11 protein-coding genes and 2 pseudogenes are annotated in these 19,133 nt (G+C 34.5%); 8 read left to right on the top strand and 5 right to left on the bottom strand.

All coding sequences use genetic code 11. The features are described 5' to 3' along the window. Positions 1 to 175: 175 nt before the first annotated feature. Entirely contained in the window at positions 176 to 3,421 is a 3,246-nt protein-coding gene (gene carB, locus ETSB_RS08285) for a carbamoyl-phosphate synthase large subunit (RefSeq protein ID WP_044107390.1), read from the bottom strand. A gap of 883 nt (positions 3,422 to 4,304) precedes the next feature. Here carB and ETSB_RS08290 point away from each other — a divergent pair. The 3 genes from ETSB_RS08290 to ETSB_RS10955 all read left to right on the top strand — a co-directional run bounded on the left by ETSB_RS08290 (position 4,305) and on the right by ETSB_RS10955 (position 8,196). Then, complete coding sequence (locus ETSB_RS08290) at positions 4,305 to 5,471, top strand: GuaB3 family IMP dehydrogenase-related protein (RefSeq protein ID WP_044107391.1); 1,167 nt, start codon at positions 4,305 to 4,307, stop codon at positions 5,469 to 5,471. A 553-nt stretch (positions 5,472 to 6,024) separates the two neighbouring features. Further along, positions 6,025 to 6,525 (top strand): YceD family protein, encoded by a 501-nt coding sequence (locus ETSB_RS08295; RefSeq protein WP_044107393.1) that lies wholly within the window; start codon positions 6,025 to 6,027, stop codon positions 6,523 to 6,525. A gap of 1,470 nt (positions 6,526 to 7,995) precedes the next feature. Then, a complete protein-coding gene (locus ETSB_RS10955; RefSeq protein ID WP_145972293.1) occupies positions 7,996 to 8,196 on the top strand; it encodes an aminotransferase class I/II-fold pyridoxal phosphate-dependent enzyme in 201 nt (66 codons plus the stop codon). Between the two features lie 390 nt (positions 8,197 to 8,586). Here ETSB_RS10955 and ETSB_RS08305 read toward each other — a convergent pair whose 3' ends face one another. After that, positions 8,587 to 9,192 carry a chorismate lyase gene (locus ETSB_RS08305; protein ID WP_044107394.1) on the bottom strand — a complete coding sequence of 202 codons (606 nt, stop codon included), beginning with the start codon at positions 9,190 to 9,192 and terminating at the stop codon, positions 8,587 to 8,589. A gap of 66 nt (positions 9,193 to 9,258) precedes the next feature. Here ETSB_RS08305 and truB point away from each other — a divergent pair, with 66 nt between their 5' ends. The 3 genes and pseudogenes from truB to ETSB_RS10960 form a co-directional block, all read left to right on the top strand. Next, on the top strand, positions 9,259 to 10,155 hold the full coding sequence (gene truB, locus ETSB_RS08310; protein WP_044107396.1) for a tRNA pseudouridine(55) synthase TruB: 897 nt from the start codon (positions 9,259 to 9,261) through the stop codon (positions 10,153 to 10,155). A gap of 282 nt (positions 10,156 to 10,437) precedes the next feature. Next, positions 10,438 to 11,154 carry a hypothetical protein gene (locus tag ETSB_RS08315; protein WP_044107397.1) on the top strand — a complete coding sequence of 239 codons (717 nt, stop codon included), beginning with the start codon at positions 10,438 to 10,440 and terminating at the stop codon, positions 11,152 to 11,154. 380 nt (positions 11,155 to 11,534) lie between these two features. Continuing rightward, positions 11,535 to 11,852 (top strand): annotated as a pseudogene (locus ETSB_RS10960) (transposase); the annotation flags it as partial. Positions 11,853 to 11,891: 39 nt separating this feature from the next. Here the strand turns inward: ETSB_RS10960 and ETSB_RS08320 are convergent. After that, positions 11,892 to 12,782, bottom strand: a pseudogene (locus tag ETSB_RS08320) (DNA adenine methylase). A gap of 23 nt (positions 12,783 to 12,805) precedes the next feature. Further along, complete coding sequence (gene tsaB, locus ETSB_RS08325; RefSeq protein ID WP_044107398.1) at positions 12,806 to 13,447, bottom strand: tRNA (adenosine(37)-N6)-threonylcarbamoyltransferase complex dimerization subunit type 1 TsaB; 642 nt, start codon at positions 13,445 to 13,447, stop codon at positions 12,806 to 12,808. 343 nt (positions 13,448 to 13,790) lie between these two features. Between tsaB and ETSB_RS08330 the strand changes: the two genes are divergently transcribed. Both ETSB_RS08330 and hisIE read left to right on the top strand, forming a co-directional pair. Further along, complete coding sequence (locus ETSB_RS08330) at positions 13,791 to 15,041, top strand: aspartate aminotransferase family protein (RefSeq protein WP_044107399.1); 1,251 nt, start codon at positions 13,791 to 13,793, stop codon at positions 15,039 to 15,041. A 1,708-nt stretch (positions 15,042 to 16,749) separates the two neighbouring features. Then, positions 16,750 to 17,394, top strand: a complete 645-nt coding sequence (hisIE, locus tag ETSB_RS08340) for a bifunctional phosphoribosyl-AMP cyclohydrolase/phosphoribosyl-ATP diphosphatase HisIE (RefSeq protein ID WP_044107402.1) — start codon at positions 16,750 to 16,752, stop codon at positions 17,392 to 17,394. A gap of 492 nt (positions 17,395 to 17,886) precedes the next feature. On the opposite strand, the gene ETSB_RS08345 is transcribed toward hisIE, so the two are convergent. Beyond that, positions 17,887 to 19,095: a glycosyltransferase gene (locus ETSB_RS08345; RefSeq protein WP_044107404.1), complete on the bottom strand. Its 1,209-nt coding sequence runs from the start codon at positions 19,093 to 19,095 to the stop codon at positions 17,887 to 17,889. Positions 19,096 to 19,133: the final 38 nt, after the last annotated feature.

Consider the following 19,133-nt stretch of genomic DNA (forward strand, 5'->3'; position numbering starts at 1 on the left):
TATAATTATACAGTTAGTCTGACTAAAATTTAGAGTAGACAAAATTCTATTCCCATAGACTATTGTAGAGAATATATCTCTAGAATCTCAAGTAATTTAATTGATAAACAACTCATCTCAGGAGATTCTGCCTCTTTATTATGTTAAGCTGGGTGGGTGTTTCCCACCTGATGATTTACAAAAAATAGTCCTGTAGCGCCCTAACTTCTAGAGGCTGGGTTTGTAAAGCTCGAATAGCTGCAACAGTTGCTTTTGCCCCTGCTATTGTTGTCATAACCGGTAATTTATAATCCAAGGCAGTGCGACGAATTAAGCGGCCATCCACTTGAGATTCTTCACCACTGGGAGTATTAATAATAAATTGAATCTGTTTATTTTTGATCCAATCTATTATATTAGGACCGCCTTCATGGACTTTACCCACAACTTCTACATCTTCAATTCCATGATCAGATAAGACTTTTTGAGTTCCTGAAGTTGCGATTATTTTAAATCCCAAAGAAACTAGGTCTTTAACGACTGAAACTGTCGAAACTTTATCTCGATTACTCGTGGAAACAAAGACCGTTCCGGTCGTAGCCAATTCAACTCCAGCAGCAATTTCTGCTTTAGCAAAAGCTTTGCCAAAGTCATCATCTATTCCCATTACTTCCCCAGTAGAACGCATTTCTGGTCCTAATAAAGTATCAGTTTCTGGAAATTTTTGGAAAGGAAAAACTACTTCTTTAACAGCAATATGACGGGGAACAAATTCCTCAGTTATTTTTAACTCTTCTAAAGTTTTTCCTGACATAAGTAAAGAAGCAATTTTAGCCAAAGGTCTTCCCGTTGCTTTAGACACATAGGGAACGGTGCGAGAGGCACGAAGATTTGCTTCTAAAATGTAAACAGTTTTCCCCTGAATAGCATATTGAATGTTCATTAACCCAATAACTTTTAACCTATTTGCTAAGTTAGTTGTCCAAATTCTAATAGTATCAATAACTGTTGCAGAAAGGGTGGTAAAAGGAAGAGAACAAGCTGAGTCTCCAGAGTGGACACCTGCTTGTTCAATATGTTCCATAATGCCGCCAATAACCACATTTCCGGTTATATCACATAAAGCATCAACATCAACTTCGATCGCATTTTCAAGAAACTTATCAATTAGAATAGGATGATTAGGTTCTACTTGTACAGCGTATGTCATGTAACGTTCTAATTCTTCGTCGGAATAGACAATTTCCATGGCCCTTCCTCCCAACACATAGGAAGGACGTACAACGACAGGATAACCAATACGAGAAGAGATAACTAATGATTCTTCATAACTGCGAGAAATTCCGTTAGGAGGTTGTTTAATGTCAATATCATGTAATATCTTTTCAAAGCGCTCTCGGTCTTCTGTAGTATCGATTGCATCGGGAGAGGTTCCCCAAACTTTGGTTTGGACAGGGCAATCGGGACTATCGAGGTATGCTTGCAAGGGGACTGCCAATTTCAGGGGAGTTTGACCTCCAAACTGAACAATAATCCCCACAGGGTTCTCAGCTTCGATGACGTTCAAAACATCTTCTTTAGTTATGGGTTCGAAATACAATCTATCGCTTGTATCGTAGTCGGTAGAAACAGTTTCAGGGTTAGAATTCACCATAATGGTTTCAAATCCTGCATTGCTGAGGGAAAAGGAGGCATGACAGCAACAATAGTCAAATTCAATTCCTTGTCCAATACGGTTAGGACCTCCCCCCAAGATCATGACTTTCTGTTTCTCACTAGGAGTTACTTCTGTTTCCAAAGGTTCATAAGTGGAATAGAAATAGGGAGTAAAGGCTTCAAATTCTGTCGCGCAAGTATCTACAACTTTGTATACCGGAATGATGCCTAAACTCTTGCGATAGCTTCTGACCTCATCTTCATTAGTTTTCGTGGCAAAAGCAATTTGGTGATCGCTAAACCCTTGTTGTTTAATCAACCGCATTTTTTTTGTCGTAATGCTAGTTAAGGGAGTTTGTTTGAGGAATTTTTCGCTTTCACTGAGGTCTTGTAACTTATCCAAAAACCAGATATCAATGGCAGTCAATTCGTGAATTTCGTCTACGGTTATCCCCAGTTGCAACGCATGATGTATACTATAAACACGATCAGGGTTGGGGGTTCGTAGATTTGCGCGAACTTGGGATAGAGTGGGTAAAGTTTCTTTGCGGTCGCAGCCAAAGCCATATCGTCCTGTTTCTAGTGCTCGTAAGGCTTTTTGAAAAGACTCTTGAAAAGTTCGTCCTATAGCCATTACTTCTCCTACAGACTTCATTTCGGTAGTTAGAATGGGTTGGGAACCATGGAATTTTTCAAATGTAAAACGGGGTATTTTCGTCACCACATAGTCAATACTCGGTTCAAAAGATGCGGGAGTTTGTTTAGTGATGTCGTTGTTTATTTCATTGAGAGTGTATCCCACTGCTAATTTAGCGGCAATTTTAGCAATGGGATACCCTGTTGCTTTCGATGCTAATGCAGATGATCGTGATACACGGGGATTCATTTCAATGACAATCACATCTCCATTGACAGGGTTAACAGAAAATTGGATATTAGACCCTCCCGTTTCTACGCCAATCTGGCGGATAATTGCTTGAGAATAATCTCTCAACCGTTGATATTCCTTGTCAGTTAACGTCTGTGCAGGCGCTACTGTTATAGAGTCCCCTGTATGGATTCCCATAGGGTCAAAGTTTTCGATTGAACAGATAACGACCACATTATCAGCTAAGTCCCTCATCACTTCCAATTCATATTCTTTCCATCCCAACAAGGATTTTTCAATTAAGATTTGAGAAACAGGAGACGTATTAATCCCAAATTGCACCATTTCTTCAAATTCTTCTTGATTATAAGCAATACCTCCTCCCGTTCCTCCCAGAGTGAATGCAGGGCGTATTATCAAGGGATAAGGTCCAATTTTTTGACTAATTACCTGTGCTTGTTTGAGGGTACTGGCAATACCCGAAGGACAAACAGGAACCCCAATTTTTACCATCGCTTTTTTAAATAACTCCCGATCTTCTGCCATTTCAATAGCTGGCAGTTTCGCACCGATCAATTCCACATTATATCTATCCAAAGCTCCAGTTTTGGCTAGAGACACCGTCACATTAAGAGCAGTTTGACCTCCCATTGTCGGCAATAACGCATCAGGACGTTCTTTGGCAATGACTTTTTCTACCATATAGGGAGTTAGGGGTTCGATATAAGTACGATTAGCCATTTCAGGATCGGTCATAATGGATGCAGGGTTAGAGTTGACCAATACAATTTCATATCCTTCTTCTCGCAATGCTTTACAAGCTTGAGTCCCAGAATAGTCGAATTCGCAAGCTTGTCCAATAACAATGGGTCCTGCACCTAAAATTAGGATTTTTTTTAAGTCGTTGCGGCGTGGCATAAGTGTTTTTGTAGAGTAGATAGAATAAACCGAGGTTATTGTATCGACTGTCTGTATGATTTTATGTTTACCCTAATCCTTTATTCAGATTTAATGGATTTGGAAAAGGCAATAAACAATAGGTAAAAATTGAGTTTTTTTTGATTTTATATCTTTATTGCTATTTAATTAACCAAAGCTAGTAACGGATATATTAAGTCTAGTTTTGTTTATGAGTTCTAATTCGTCACAATTTACTACCAATACTTTAAATTCAGTTTATCATCAGGAACTGTATAACCATTTTTTGTTTTTAGATATCAATCCAAAAATCATGCATAATAATTTTATCCCCTTCGCTGGAGCAGTATTGAGGCGAAATCAGAAAGTTGGGGTAGTTCAGAAAAATAAATAAACATCTATTTGCGTCATTATGACATATAGTTCAGAATAATATCATTATTAGTCTGTTAGTCAATAATAATTATCCTTAGTCTATAAGAACTATATTTCTATTTCAACATCAATAAGCTTTTTCTAAAAAAGTAAAGAGATAACTTAACTAAGACTTCCATCATACAATTAGCTGTTTCAGAATTAAGAAAATTATTTTTGATATCAGTATAGAGAATATTTATTGCTACTTACAAACAAAGGCAAAAATTATAAAATATCATTATCTCTGACTTTGATAATCTTTACGTAAAACTTCTTGACTAGAAGAAAATTCAGGTAGTGTCTATGCTCAATATTTTTGTTTAATTTCATTGACTCTATTACTTTTTTACTTGTCCTCGCTCGGATACTTCCGGGAATTATTCAAACAATTCTGAAAACCCGATTCCTAAACTACTCAAAATTTGATAGTCTAAACTAATACTTATAGGGAACGGGATACAAATTTGTGGATACAGTGATAGGTCGAGGCAAAACTGCCCGACGAGCCTACGGGATAGATGAAATCGCTCTTGTTCCTGGAAACCGGACTCTAGATCCGAGTTTAACACAGACTAAGTGGACTGTTGGTGGCATTGAAAGGAACATACCTATTATCGCCAGTGCAATGGATGGCGTCGTTGATGTCAAAATGGCGGTATTGCTATCCGAGTTAGGCGCTATGGGAGTTCTAAACTTAGAAGGGATACAAACTCGTTATGAAAATCCTAACCCTATTCTTGATCGCATTGCATCAGTCGGGAAATCAGAATTTGTGGGGTTAATACAAGAACTATATGCCAAATCTATTGAACCGGAATTGATTCGGAGGCGTATCACTGATATTAAAAACCAAGGGGGTATTGCAGCAGTAAGTCTGACTCCAGCCGGAGCTTCTCAATATGGTCAAATTGTGGCCGAAGCAGGAGCAGATTTATTGTTTGTTCAAGCTACGGTGGTTTCTATCGAACACTTTTCCTCCCCTAAATCAATCAGTTCCCTGAACCTAAGGCAATTTTGCCACGAAATGCCTATGCCCGTGGTTTTGGGCAACTGTGTTACCTACGAAGTTGCATTAAGTCTGATGAAAGTCGGGGCAGCGAGTGTTTTAGTAGGCATAGGACCTGGGGCTGCTTGTACCTCTCGTGGCGTATTAGGGGTAGGAGTTCCTCAAGCAACTGCTGTAGCTAACTGTGCCGCGGCACGCGATGAGTATTACCAAGAAACTGGACACTACATTCCTGTAATTGCCGATGGGGGGGTTGTGACAGGGGGAGATATGTGTAAATGTGTCGCCTGTGGGGCCGATGCGGTGATGATTGGCTCCCCAATTGCTCGATCTATAGAAGCCCCCGGACGTGGATATCATTGGGGTATGGCGACTCCTTCTCCAGTATTACCGAGGGGAACTAGGATTGATGTGGGAACTACTGGAACAATCAAGGAAATTCTCACCGGACCTGCTCGGTTAGACGATGGAACCCACAACTTATTAGGTGCACTCAAAACCAGTATGGGAATTTTAGGAGCAAAAACTATCAAAGATATGCAACAGGTTGAAGTTGTCATTGCGCCGTCGTTATTAACGGAAGGAAAAATATACCAAAAAGCTCAACAGTTAGGCATGGGTAAGTAATTTATCGCAATTCCCATGCTGGTGGTGAAGCATACAGTTTTGGCTATGAGTAGCTTATGAATTTGAGAAGTTATACTATTGATAGTCAGGAATCACAGCTCTTCTAGACTAGCTATGACAAAATCTTCATCATAAAAGCTGAAATTCTTGCTCTGCAAGATTTACAGGATTTTAAAACCTTGATTTTGATCAAAGTCAAGTTTTCGCAGTGATAGAATACATTTGGAGTAACAGTCGTTGAAGTTATTAGCTGCGCATTCATCAGACTTAGTCTAAAAAAACTAAAATTACCAGTCATTCAAGATAAAAAACAACTGGCGGTATTTCTTGTATTTGTAGCTATTTTATCTTTTTTAGATGAATGGAATATATTAATTTTTATGGAATATATTAATTTTTTTGGAAAAGTATATTAACTGATTTTGTTTAAGTCTGTTGAACCTTGAATTAAACTAAACTTTAGGTTACTTGGACTTTTCACTTTTCGCCTTTAGTATGAAACTTAGTACAATGAGATTAGCCAATGATAGTTACGGATAGGAGGCGTGATACGATGCAATCCCTCTACATTCCTCATTTACTTCAACTTGTCGAGAGAACCCAAACTATTCTTATTGATGATTTTATCCCTGGCTTAGATACTTTGATGCCTTTTCGCGGGACCCTGAGCATTCGTCATGGGGGAACATTCCTAGCTATGAAAGTAAAGGGGGAAACCATTATTACGTTGATCTGCGATCGTTGCGTGCAACAGTATAATCATCGTATTGTTGTCGACACTTCGGAAATTATCTGGCTAGATAAAAACCTAAGTTTGCCTGAAATTCCCCAAGAAAGAAAAGTTTCTTCTGAGGATTTATCGGAAACCCTTTCCCCTGATGGACATCTTAATTCTGAAACCTGGCTTTATGAACAATTATCATTAGCAATGCCTCTTAGACGGTTATGTGGAAAGAACTGTCAGCAACCTATTTATGATTGTGCTCAAAATCCATCCCCCATTGATAATCGTTGGGCTTCGTTAGAATGTTTAAAACAAAAGCTTTCACAATGATGGTGTAGTTTTAGAAGTTTTAATATATTGAAACTATTTATTATAGTTAGTATTAGGACAATAGATGACAAAACTTATCCAATGCTGTCAATATTTTACATGCTGAAGTATATTTTTAACTCATTTTATAGCACCATATATTTATATTATGACAACCTATAATTTATCAAACTTTCTTTTAACAAGATTGTCAATTCTACAATTTACTATAAAACTATGGAAAGTATCCTATAACTATATAGAAAGTCTGTTGACTATAACTTTATTAACTAATCCTATATTAATATAAATCAGGAGAAGATATCTGCAAACTAAATTAAATTGCTGTTCTTCTCTAAACTCTTTAGATTAGTTATATAGTCTCTATTTATGAACAGGTATTGGCAAAATAACAGGAACCATTTTCAAATGAGACTGACAATTATTATTGGGGATATATCTCCTATTTAAACTCTATTAATCCTAATATTTAAATTCTAAAGTGTTGCCAGTCTAAAGAGACTTTTAAATTAAAAACTTGACTAAATTTAAATTTTTTATTAAAGTAAGAGCTGTGCTTTAGAGTCTTTCATATAAGGCATTAGCTTAAGAAACAGAACTTCTAGTTCATACTTGACTCGATACCTTGAAAAAATACGATCAAGATTATCATTTATTGTCAAAAACTACTTAACTCTTTATCAATTATTCGATAAAGAGTTAAGTAGTTTCTCCTTTTGAAGGAGAAACTATTACTTATAAAATATATTATGTGGATTATATTTTTTAAATAAAAAATATAATTTTTTATAAGAATTACTATGTCTTTTCCCTAAAAAATAAAAAATATCATCAATTGAATTTAGAGAATAGTTATATTGTTATGTAAAAATAACAGACAAAAAATAAACAACAAATACCTCGAAATAGATATCTTCTATGGCTAATCGATGTTCCTTCTCTAGGATGACGATACAGTCTCCCATTATACTCACTATTAGAAAATTAATTCAATATAATTCTGGAACAACTTCTTTAGTGCAATAAGTTGTTGATTATTGCACTCCTCTAGAGGCAAAAATTAAAATTAGTGAGTTTATTAAAAATCATGATAACCATAAGTATAAGAATGTTAAATGCATAAAATCATTGTTTTATTTCTCACAAGTTACAATCTATAATTTTAACGCCTGGGGAAAACATGGCATTTATTAATGCTATTTTTGCATCCACTCAAGGCGGAGATAAAATTATTCTCAATATGCCTTATTGTTTTAAACATGAAACTGCAATCATGATGGCTAGCTGTCATTCTGTGTTAGTAGCCAATTATAACTCTTGTCAGTTTTGTCTTGATACTATCAAAAAAGCAATTTTTAATAAAACTGCTCAACTTTTATTACTATTTTTCCTAACAATTCTAGCTGGAGCCGTTTGTCATAAGTCAGTCTTAAGGAAATATAATAAAGTCTTTTCTTTTGACTTTATTATATTTTTGATGAAGCCTATGAATATTGTACCTACAATAAGGTTAAATATTTTTCCCTGGGTCAATTATTTAGTGGTAAACCTAATACGATTTTCCTATATAGTCTTTCTAAGATATATGGGTTTTCTGGTTTATGTATTGGTTATATATTGATTTTTAAACGTCTTTTAGCAGGAGTAAAAAAATTAAGTACACAATTTTAATTTGTCCGCCTGTTATTCTTAAATATGCAACACTAGATGCTTTAAATGTAGATAAGATATATCGTTAGCGACATTTACTGTAATTGCTCATATTATAAAGTTTTGCTAGACTTATCTTAATAAGATTGGGGGTATATATATCGTTATTACCTCCGAAGGGTGGCTTATATTTTTCTGAAAATTCATACCGATATAAAAGATTTTGATTTAGTTAAAAAGTTAATTGAAACATATCAAGCTACTGTCTTTTCTTGCAAGACTTTTGGAATCACTAATGGATTTTATTTGCGATCAAGTTGCTTACGGTTATTTGCCCGTAGCAATGGTAAAAAAGAAAATTGAAAGATTAAAATATAGGCTCAAGACAGATTTACTAATTTGGAAGTGGTTTTAACTGATCGGCCCCAAATACTTGCGTAAATAGGGAGAAAACACCTCATAAATCAGAGTTAAAGGTTTACGATTATGCCAAAACAAATAATGTCTACCCCAAAAAGGTCCTTTTTCTCCAAACGCCTCTTCTAAAGCAGAGGAATTCCCATGATAAATCTCTTGAATATCACGGTACAATTCTGTATTTAATTGTGAAAGACTCTCCCAAATGGGTAGGGAGCGATTCTGTAAATATTTATCTATATGATTTGCATTCCACCAAGAAGTAGCATAGGCTAATCTTTGTCCTGATGCTGTTCGTAGCCAAACCTGTCGTCGAAAACGAGGTTCAAGGACATTTTCAATCTGTGCCGGAGCGCCATCTCCATTCCTATCAATCAAGGACATGTCGATGAGATCAATCTCTGTGTTTTCTGTCGTAAGTAATTGAAAATGACGAGTTAGAGAACCATCCCCTAACAACAGAATCTGCCAGACAGGAGACAATTGATGATGGGGAAGTCCCTGTTTAACTTGTTCTTGACCACCTTTCCAAATAATGTCGAGAGCGTGCCATTGTTGAGTTAATGTTGTGTTATTATTGGAATTTAAAATCGCTGTCACTGGTTTTCAAAAAGACTCTGTAACTTCTAAGATTATAATAACAAAACTAAACTTTTGTAGGAGCAAATGTTTGGATTTATCGCCTTAAATAAACCCTCAAAAATTACGTCTCATGATTGTGTAGACAGGGTTAGAAAAATTCTTAACCTCAGGAAGGTTGGTCACGGTGGAACCCTGGATCCTTTAGCAATGGGAGTTCTACCTATTGCTGTGGGGAAAGCCACTCGTTTGTTACAATTTCTCCCAAAAAATAAAACTTACCGTGCCCTGATTCGCCTGGGAGTGCAGACAATCACTGATGACCTCCAAGGAGAGATAGTTAAGTCTCAATCTGCTTCTATGTTAACCTTAGAACAAGTTGAGCCCCTACTCCATCAGTTTATTGGAACTATTCAACAGACTCCTCCTATTTATAGTGCCATTCAACGTGATGGTAAACGGTTATATAATCTAGCAAGACAAGGAAAAACAGTAGATATTCCGGTAAGAAAAGTTTATATTGAGCAAATCAACTTAGTTGGTTGGTACATTGGGGAATTTACCGAATTAGAAGTTGATATTGTTTGTGGTCCAGGGACTTATATTCGAGCGATCGCTCGCGATTTGGGAACTATGCTTAATTTAGGGGGAACTTTAGCTAGGTTAACTCGTACTGAAAGTTGTGGTATGAAGTTATCTGAAAGTATTACCTTAGGACAATTAAAAACAGAAATTGAACAGGGAAATTTTAGCTTAATTTCGGCAAATATTGCCTTGCAACATTTAAATCAAATCCTTTTGTCAGAAACGGACGGAAAACGTTGGCTTCAAGGACAAAAAATTGTTCAAGATTTACGGACATTATCTGTTTCCGGAGTTGTTAGAGTGTATCAACCAAAAGAAAGATTATTGGGCATAGGAAATATAGTAAAATTTGATGATTATCAGGTTTTGATGCCTAAAGTTGTTATTTCAAATGAGTAAAAAATTTGTAATTTATAAAATCATTTCTATTTGAATTGGTCTATCAGTTTGATTTACTAAATCAATAGTAAATATTTAACTCTTAATAAAAATTATAATAAATTACTTGAGGGGAAAACATATTGGCTTTAATACAAAAAAATTCCACTTTTTTCTACTTAGGCAAAAAAAGAATTGTTCATTATTTGGGACTGACATTCCCTAGTTAGGGAAGATAAAATCGAAGTATAGATAAGAAATTACTCTATGTATTACACGGGAGTCGTAAGGAGATTTAAGATCATGTCTGACTTAGGTTATGGTAAATCTGGGATAGCTACAGCAATCTCGTTATTAATTGTAATAACGGCAGTAACTCCCATCTATTTCTTAAAACCGGCAGCAGCTCAACTATTTTCTCCAGAAAATAACAATAACCCTGGTACCATTTCTGATGATGTAATAATTCCTCTTGGGACTCGAATTCCCCTCCGACACCAAGATGTTAAAAAAATTCTTGTCACTAACGAAGAAAGTCTTGAGATAACCCTAGAAACTGCGGCTAATGTTAAGGATCGCTACGGTAATTTTTTAGTTCCGATAGGTAGTAAAGTTATGGGCTTCATACAACCAGCTAATGGAGGAGCGCAGTTTGTTACACGAGAAATTATCATTGACAATCAACGGTATCCTCTTTATGCAAGTTCTAGGGTCGTGACTCGGACAGAAACTATTAATGAAGGTGCAAGTGTGGAGGAAATTTTAGGGGGAACTTTGGCAGGTTCTGCTGCTGCTGCTATTATTGCTGGAACTACTGGTGATCGTCGCATTGATGCCTTAGAAGTCTTAGCAGGTGCTGCGGTAGGAACCCTAGCTGGGTGGGGCTTACCAGAGACCGGACTTATTGGAGGGGGTGAAACTCAAGTTATCTCTATTGATACTAACCAAGACTTGGCTATTATTCTAGAGTCAAATTTAACTCTAACAGGGAACAATAGGAGCAGTTATAGACGTTTTTAACAAAAATTATTGTGAAGACTGAGATAAAATTATTTGTGTATTTTATATCTATTTTTAAAAGTGAGGTAAGTTCGACAGAAAATTCTGGAGAAAAGGGGAAGTGAAAACTCCATATGCTATAAGTCTTATTTATTGACATCTGATGCTCTAGAGATAAAATCTCGTCCCGCTCTTACTGAAATATTTTGTGATCTAAATCACTATCTATCAAAGATTCTTCCCTTTTATAAAAAACATTTCCTAATGTGATCAACTAAAGATGTTACTGTGCTGTTTTTTACAGATTTACGGAAGTCTTTGGTTAGGCTTACACTGGAGTGAACTAAGTTTTTCAAGGCTTAATTAGATAGGACTAAAAGTCTATGATATAGAATTTAAAGTTTAAACTACATTTAATTGTAAACAACCACTCTAGATTATTGGCTTTGAACTTAACTCCAGGCAATACAGATGACAGTAAATGTATTTATGCGTTAAGGCGAGATTTAATTAGTAAATCATTAGGATACCGAGGATATATTACTCAATAACTTTTTGAGGCTCTCTATCAACAATGACTTTAATTAATTACTCGTTATCGATCAAACATGAAGTAAAAGTTAGTAAAACTAATTGGTAAATTTTTACTTAGTCGGCATTCTTTGATTGAAACGGTTAATGACCAACTTAAAAATCTCTCTCATATTGTGTATCCGAGACTATCAAGATCTATATTCATAAAATAAAAATTCATAAAACTAAATAAAAGTAATCAGTATCATGAAAAAGCTATCTTGGCTGTATTGGTTTTTAATAAAAATTTCTTTTCCTTTTCTAGCTTTTCCTTGTTTATAATTATTCATACTATATTGAAATTCCGAATTAATAATATTAAAATCTTTGAAGTTATCTTTTATTTCTTCATAGTTGTCATAACTAATTAACCATTTATGTTGACAATTTACTAAACTTTGAGCAAATCTTTGATGATCGAAAGAGATATGTCAATTGCCATTTTTTCCATATAATTTAGATTTAGCAGCAGCTAAATAAGGAGTATCTAAAAAAATAAATACTTGATCTTTTCCTGTATTAACAACTTCACTGTAATCTAAATTGGTAATTCTAATATCTTTTAAAATAGTTTCTAAATTTTAAGGTGATCAATAGAAGAATCAGTAAATCTAGTTAAAAAAGATTGATTTTAAAATCCCCCAGATTCTACAGTTCCTGAGAAAGTAATTCTATTTAAAATAAAAAAACGAACTGCTCTTTCAAAATCTAATAAGTATTCAACGTTAACCGAAGTTAATTTGTTGAAAACTTTTCGACCATCAGTACAATTTAATTTAATCTCACACAAAGCAATCATTAATTCTTTTAGATCTGATTGAGCGATCTTCCAAAACAAGTATAATTCGTGGTTTAAATCATTAATCCAAATATCAAGTTTAGGATAAGTTTGTTTAAGATAAATGAACATTGAGCCCCCATCAGAAAACGGTTCCCGATATTCTGTATACTTAGATAAATTTTTAGGAAGATGTTGAATAATTTGGTTGAATAATTTGTTTGATAGCCTTTTATTTCCCCCCAGAAAAGCGTAAAGGACTTTTAACTAAACTCTTTTTTTGAGATGTTCTCGTCATATAATTTTAATTATAAATTAATATCAATTAACTACTGACATACCATAAAAAGGCATCACATCTGACCAATGAGGGCGTTTACCCTGTTGCCAATCATAATAAGCTAATTTGAGAAGACTAGTCACAGTAAAACCTAATTTTTTAGGGGTGACTAAAGGTTTTTTATTAAAATTTAAATGTTGTATTTTTTGTCCCCAAATATTAGGCTCAATCACCATATCAGGTAAAGTAAGAATAAATTTTTGGTTTTGATTTATAACTTTATAAATAGCGACATACAATTTTTCACGTGAGGCTGACATTTGAACAGGAATTAACGAATTAACGGAATAATTATCTTTATTTTGCCAAGCAAAAGCTTCTAAAGTTGAAATGCCAAAAAGGGGAATATTCAACTGCTGTGCCAACGTCCGTGCTGTAACTACACCAATACGAGTACTGGTAAAACTTCCTGGCCCTTTTGCAACAGCAATAAATGCCAATTTCTCCAAAACTTTGTAGCTAATAAATTCAACTAAATGTTGATGTAAGTAGGTAGATAGTTCGTGATCAACATCCCAAGTTTTAAAACGGGTTTCTTTTGAAAAATCACTAATACTTAGTCCAAGCTGAAAGCTAGTTGTATGTAAAGCAAGACCGTACTGAGAAGAAGTAAAGTTAGACATTTGATGTTAATAGTAATCAAGATTAAGGAGCTGGTCTATTAAATACTAGAATCTTAGATATAGCGTCAGTTAATTATTCATAAATATAAATTAATTCATATAATTTAATCAAATATAACACCTCATAAGATATAGTGATTTATAAAGACATTACTTAACTTATAGCTATTACTTAAACCAATGAATTAGATTTTTATATAAATTCTTTTCTCTGTTTATCCCATCTAAAAAATCAAAGATTGAATCGAGGTAAAATCTAAATAAATATCGGTCTTCTCTCTAAACCTATTAGTTATAATACAATGGTATATTGAGCTTAGCGTGACTTTACTAAGAGAAACCTGTGAGAAACTCCGTCGATCTTCACACCCCCGAGGCGTTTGATTATAATGAGTTTGATACCTATGTCATGCGCACCTATGAGCGTTTCCCTATTGCTATCGAAAAGGGGCAAGGGTGTCGTCTCTGGGATACTGAGGGACGAGAATATTTAGACTTTGTCGCAGGAATTGCCACTTGTACTCTTGGCCACGCCCATCCTGCTTTAATCGAAACAGTTACCCAACAAATACAAAAACTCCACCACGCCTCGAATTTTTACTATATTCCCGAACAGGGAGCTTTAGCTAAGTGGCTTGTGGATTATTCCTGTGCTGATAGCGTCTTTTTCTGCAATTCTGGTGCAGAAGCTAATGAAGCAGCCATTAAACTAGTCAGAAAATACGCCCATACGGTGCTAGACTCCTGCGAACAGCCCGTAATTCTAACCGCTAAAAGCAGTTTTCACGGGCGCACCCTAGCCACTATTAGTGCTACTGGACAACCCAAGTATCAAAAAGATTTTGACCCCTTAGTGCCTGGATTTGTCTATGTCCCCTACAACGATATCAAAACGGTGGAAGACACGATTACTGACCTACATAAAAAGAACAGTCGAGTAGTTGCTGTCATGTTAGAACCTCTTCAAGGAGAGGGAGGAGTTCGTCCAGGAGATTTAGAGTATTTTCTGCAGTTGCGGAAAATTTGTGATGAAAATAATATTCTTTTAGTATTTGATGAAGTCCAAGTCGGGATAGGCCGTTCCGGCAAATTGTGGGGTTACGAATATTTAGGGGTTGAACCAGATATTTTCACTAGCGCGAAAGGACTAGCCGGAGGTATTCCCATTGGGGCGATGATGTGTAAAAGATTCTGCGATGTCTTAAGTCCAGGAACCCATGCGAGCACCTTTGGGGGGAACCCCTTTGTTACTGCCGTAGCTTTGACAGTATTAAAAACCATTAAGAAAGAAAATCTCTTACAGAATGTTCAAGCTAGAGGAGAACAGTTAAGAGCTAGCTTACGAGCGATCACTCAAAAATATCCTACTTTATTTACAGAGGTTAGAGGATGGGGCTTAATCAATGGAATAGAATTAAAACAAGAGATTAAATTAACATCTCTAGATATCGTTAAAGCAGCAATAAAAGATGGGTTGCTATTGGCCCCAGCCGGACCAAAAGTATTACGGTTTATTCCCCCTTTAATTGTCTCTGAAACGGAGATAGAACAAGCGACGGAAATTCTAGGACAGGTGTTAGTAAAGATAAGTTAATAGAGTTCTATCAAACCTGTCAAGTAAGACTAACACTTTAATAGATGAGGAAACGCGGAGGGGAAAAGAGAATAGAAAATGCTGGAGAGGCGTTGCCAGAGCTAAACTTCTCCTACCAAAGAGAGATAAAGTTTAGCTCAATCTCGTTTTTTATTAACTTAACCTTGCGCCATGATTAGGTATCTGATGTATTCTTCCCTATATTGCATCCCTCTGCTATGCTAGCTCAAATTGGGGCAATATTAGTTCCAACTTATTGGACCATACCATGTAGTTAATCTTTAAGAAAAATTATGGTGATTAAATAGCACTTCTAAGTAAGATATACGGTTTTTACCGAAAAAAGCTTTTAAAGTCATGAATATCTGATCATTTGTTTTAATTTTTCCTCTTAACTGTTTCCTCTTCTTGATTCCCAACTATCAGTTTATTATCTTAAGTTATGTAGAATTTATTTTATTTTTTAAAAAACTTAACTCTTGATTGATTAAATCTCATTTGGCGATGATTAATCTTGAAATAGACTACTTTCTCTGCCCAATGCAAATATCTAATAGTTAATTAATTATTGTGATGAAGTTTATTAGTAGTTAAACCACAATCAATCACCATTACTATTGGTCTTATTTTTTAAAAAATAAGACCAATAGTAATGGTGATTCTCTTTAATAACGGATTTTATTTAAATAGGTTGAAGTGAAGAAATGAAAAAAACTGATTAGAAAAAAAATGAAGCAATGCTACATAGATATTTACCCTAAAATAATAACCACTAATAATAAAATTAATCAAGCAATTCAATACCTGGTCGAGAATGTTCAAGTCAATCATAGTTTTGTTAATCGTCTCCCTATACATTATAAAATAATAAAAACTATAGAACTATTTTCTTATGGCTTAGAGAAAGTCTCTTTACTCAAGGCATAACAACTTGATATAGTATAAAAATTACTCGAACAAAATAACAATACTATTCCGCAGAAACTGAATACTCACTTACATAGAAAATAGGTGTTATAGTTATTATTTCTGCTATGCATCGTGTTGACAAAAAATTTGACTTACCCTAAAACAACACCTTTTTATTTATTAAGAATTAACGGTTAGTTAAATTAATTTTTTATAGCTATTCTACACTTTTATTCAAAAAGCTAATAAAAAATTAAAATTGTAATAATTTTAATTTCTAAATACTCCAAAAACTTTAATAATTTTTTTAAAAAAAATTATTAAAGAAAGTAATAATAAGTTTTTTATATTGTTTAGCCAAACTTTCAGGCCCAAAATTAGTATCTATAATTTACAAATATTTTTTATCCGTAAATATCTTTGACTTTTTTAATTGTTTAGCTAGAATGATTAATAATAATTTTAAATAGCAAGTTTAGGTGTTCTACTTAGTTATAATTATTGTCCTTATATTAACTTAATAGATGAGACTTTAACTACTCTATTGGTTCATGCGTAATCCTATTGTTGCTCCCCAAATCTATCATTATAATTACCATAATTCAACTTATATTATCTCCCTAAAAGGGATTTAAGCTAGAGCAGACAATCTTAAAAGTTAATAAAGTGAAAAAATTTTCATTTTAATATCAAGTATCATAGTGATGATAACTGTTTGTTACAAAAACGATTAGTTTCAGTATATAAAATTCGACAGTTGTCTTCACCGCAAAAGAATACAGTTATTAAATAACCCAAGATGTTTTCTTCCACTAATGCCATTCCAGTAAATAACATTCGATACAATGAACAAGGATTAGTTCCTGTGATCACCCAGGATTATTTGGATGGAACAGTTTTAATGATGGCTTGGATGAACCGAGAGTCTTTAGAAAGAACTTTAGTAACAGGAGAAACATGGTATTGGAGTCGCTCTCGACAGGAATTATGGCATAAAGGGATGACCTCTGGATATATTCAAAAGGTTAAAGAAATGCGCTATGACTGCGATAGTGATGCCTTATTAATTACGGTGGAACAACTTGGAGATATTGCTTGTCACACGGGAGAAAGAAGCTGTTTTCACCAAGTAGAAAGTCGAAAAGTAGCCCCCCCAGCTGATACCTTATCGGGGGTCTTTGAAGTAATCTGTAATCGTCGAGATCATCCTGTTAAGGGATCGTATACCTGCAGTTTATTAGAGGGAAAAGACAATAAAATTCTTAAAAAAATAGGAGAAGAATCAGCCGAAGTAATAATGGCTTGTAAGGATAACAATCCAGAGGCAATCGCCTCTGAGGTAGCTGATTTGTTCTATCATACTTTGGTGGCCTTATCTTATCATCAAGTTGATATTAAAAACGTTTATCGGAAGTTACAAGATAGAAGACAACAAAATTCATAAATGTGGTTTTGCCAAACCGGTCATATAAAAGCCCGAAATATAAAGATAAAGTTTTAGTATAAATCAAAGGCTTTTCTGAAGGAATGTTATTAGCAATAACGGCTGTATAGCTTATAATACAGCCGTTATTGGATTCAAATTAAATTATATTAGTCTCGATATTTTAACTTTATTGATACCTATAGGATTAAATGCTTCAATCACTTTAATGAATAAAATTCTAGATTTATAAAAGTTTACCATTACCCACTATCAGGTTTTAAATGAAATAGGAATAATTTAATCTATCGAAACAATAGACCAAAAAGCAATTTATATTTTGTGTGTTTAAACCGTCAGAAAACTTCATCACAATAATTAACTATGAGAGATTCACCTTGGACAGAGAGAGCTGTCTATTTCAGAATTGATCTTCGTTAAATAAGATCTAATAAATATAGAAATAAATTTATACAAAAGTATAGTTATCTATGATATATTTGAACTTAAATTTTAAGATAAGTGATCAACTGAATAAACTCTTCCCTTCCAACGTCCTCCTTTTCCTCGCCAATGACGTAATGCAGAGTCTATGGTCATCAACAAATATAAAAAGGAAATTGCGGGTAAACTAATTGACCATAATAACGAGGTTTTATATAACCGCAAAGTTGGTAAATAGGAAATACTCATTAATAGCCAGGTAATTCCTCCTAAACTAGTAATTAAACTATTGCCAACGACTAAACCCCAAATCAAACTAACCGGAGGAACAATATAAATTATGGTTAGCCCCATAACAGTCCCTATGAGTAAAAGTGGAGAATAATTTAATTGAGTATAAGCAGTTCTAGCTACCATATCCCAAATAGTTTCTAGGGAATCATAAGGTCGTAAACTACAAGTTTTTTCACTCAATCCTAACCAAATACCTTGAGGAGGATTTTCTGAAACATCTTGTAGCTTTAATTTAACGGCTGCTGCCAGAGAACAATCATCGATCAAAGCCTGACGGACAATTTCAAGTCCTCCCACCTGTTCTAGAATGTCTTGACGAATTAAAATACAACCTCCTGCAGCGGCTGCCATTTTATGATGAGGATCATTTACCCACAAAAAAGGATATAGTTTTTCAAAGAAGAAAACAAAAGCAGGAATCAAAAACTGTTCCCAGATACTTTGACAACGCAACCGAACCATTAAGGAGGTCAGGGCTAAGTTTTCTTGTTGAGATTTACCTACTAACTCCCGTAGATTGGTTTTATGATGTTCAATATCAGCATCAGTGAAAAGAATATAATCTGGGTGTAAATTTTGTTCTTTGATGTATTTAATTCCTTGTTCCATTGCCCATAATTTTCCTGACCATCCCGAGGATAATAGCTCTCCAGAAATAACAGTTAGCCGATCAGTTTTATCAAAAATTGTGGCTAATTCATAGGCTATTTCTGTAGTTCCATCATCACTTTGATCATCAACTAGAATGATTTTAAAATCACCTAAATAATCTTGATTGAGCAATGATATTAAACTAACGGGTAAAACATCTGCTTCATTTCTAGCAGGGATAACTACACAAACAGACGGATAAGTAGTCAACGAAATTTTTTCTGGATCTATTTTTTGATTAGATAACCAGAATTTCCCTCTAAAGAGTAACAGATATAACCATATTATTAATGATAATATAGTAATAATAGTTATTATTGAGGTGTTCTCCATGATTTTAATGAGTATGGCATTCACATTTTAGTTTTTGG

It is taken from the genome of cyanobacterium endosymbiont of Epithemia turgida isolate EtSB Lake Yunoko, assembly GCF_000829235.1.
Classification (GTDB): domain Bacteria; phylum Cyanobacteriota; class Cyanobacteriia; order Cyanobacteriales; family Microcystaceae; genus Rippkaea.

What these genes read in the sequence shown, in the direction of transcription:
- carB (WP_044107390.1), bottom strand. Translation starts at nt 3,421, where the DNA reads ATGCCACGCCGCAACGACTTAAAAAAAATCCTAATTTTAGGTGCAGGA.
- ETSB_RS08295 (WP_044107393.1), top strand. Translation starts at nt 6,025, where the DNA reads ATGCAATCCCTCTACATTCCTCATTTACTTCAACTTGTCGAGAGAACC.
- truB (WP_044107396.1), top strand. Translation starts at nt 9,259, where the DNA reads ATGTTTGGATTTATCGCCTTAAATAAACCCTCAAAAATTACGTCTCAT.
- ETSB_RS08315 (WP_044107397.1), top strand. Translation starts at nt 10,438, where the DNA reads ATGTCTGACTTAGGTTATGGTAAATCTGGGATAGCTACAGCAATCTCG.
- tsaB (WP_044107398.1), bottom strand. Translation starts at nt 13,447, where the DNA reads ATGTCTAACTTTACTTCTTCTCAGTACGGTCTTGCTTTACATACAACT.
- hisIE (WP_044107402.1), top strand. Translation starts at nt 16,750, where the DNA reads ATGTTTTCTTCCACTAATGCCATTCCAGTAAATAACATTCGATACAAT.
- ETSB_RS08345 (WP_044107404.1), bottom strand. Translation starts at nt 19,095, where the DNA reads ATGGAGAACACCTCAATAATAACTATTATTACTATATTATCATTAATA.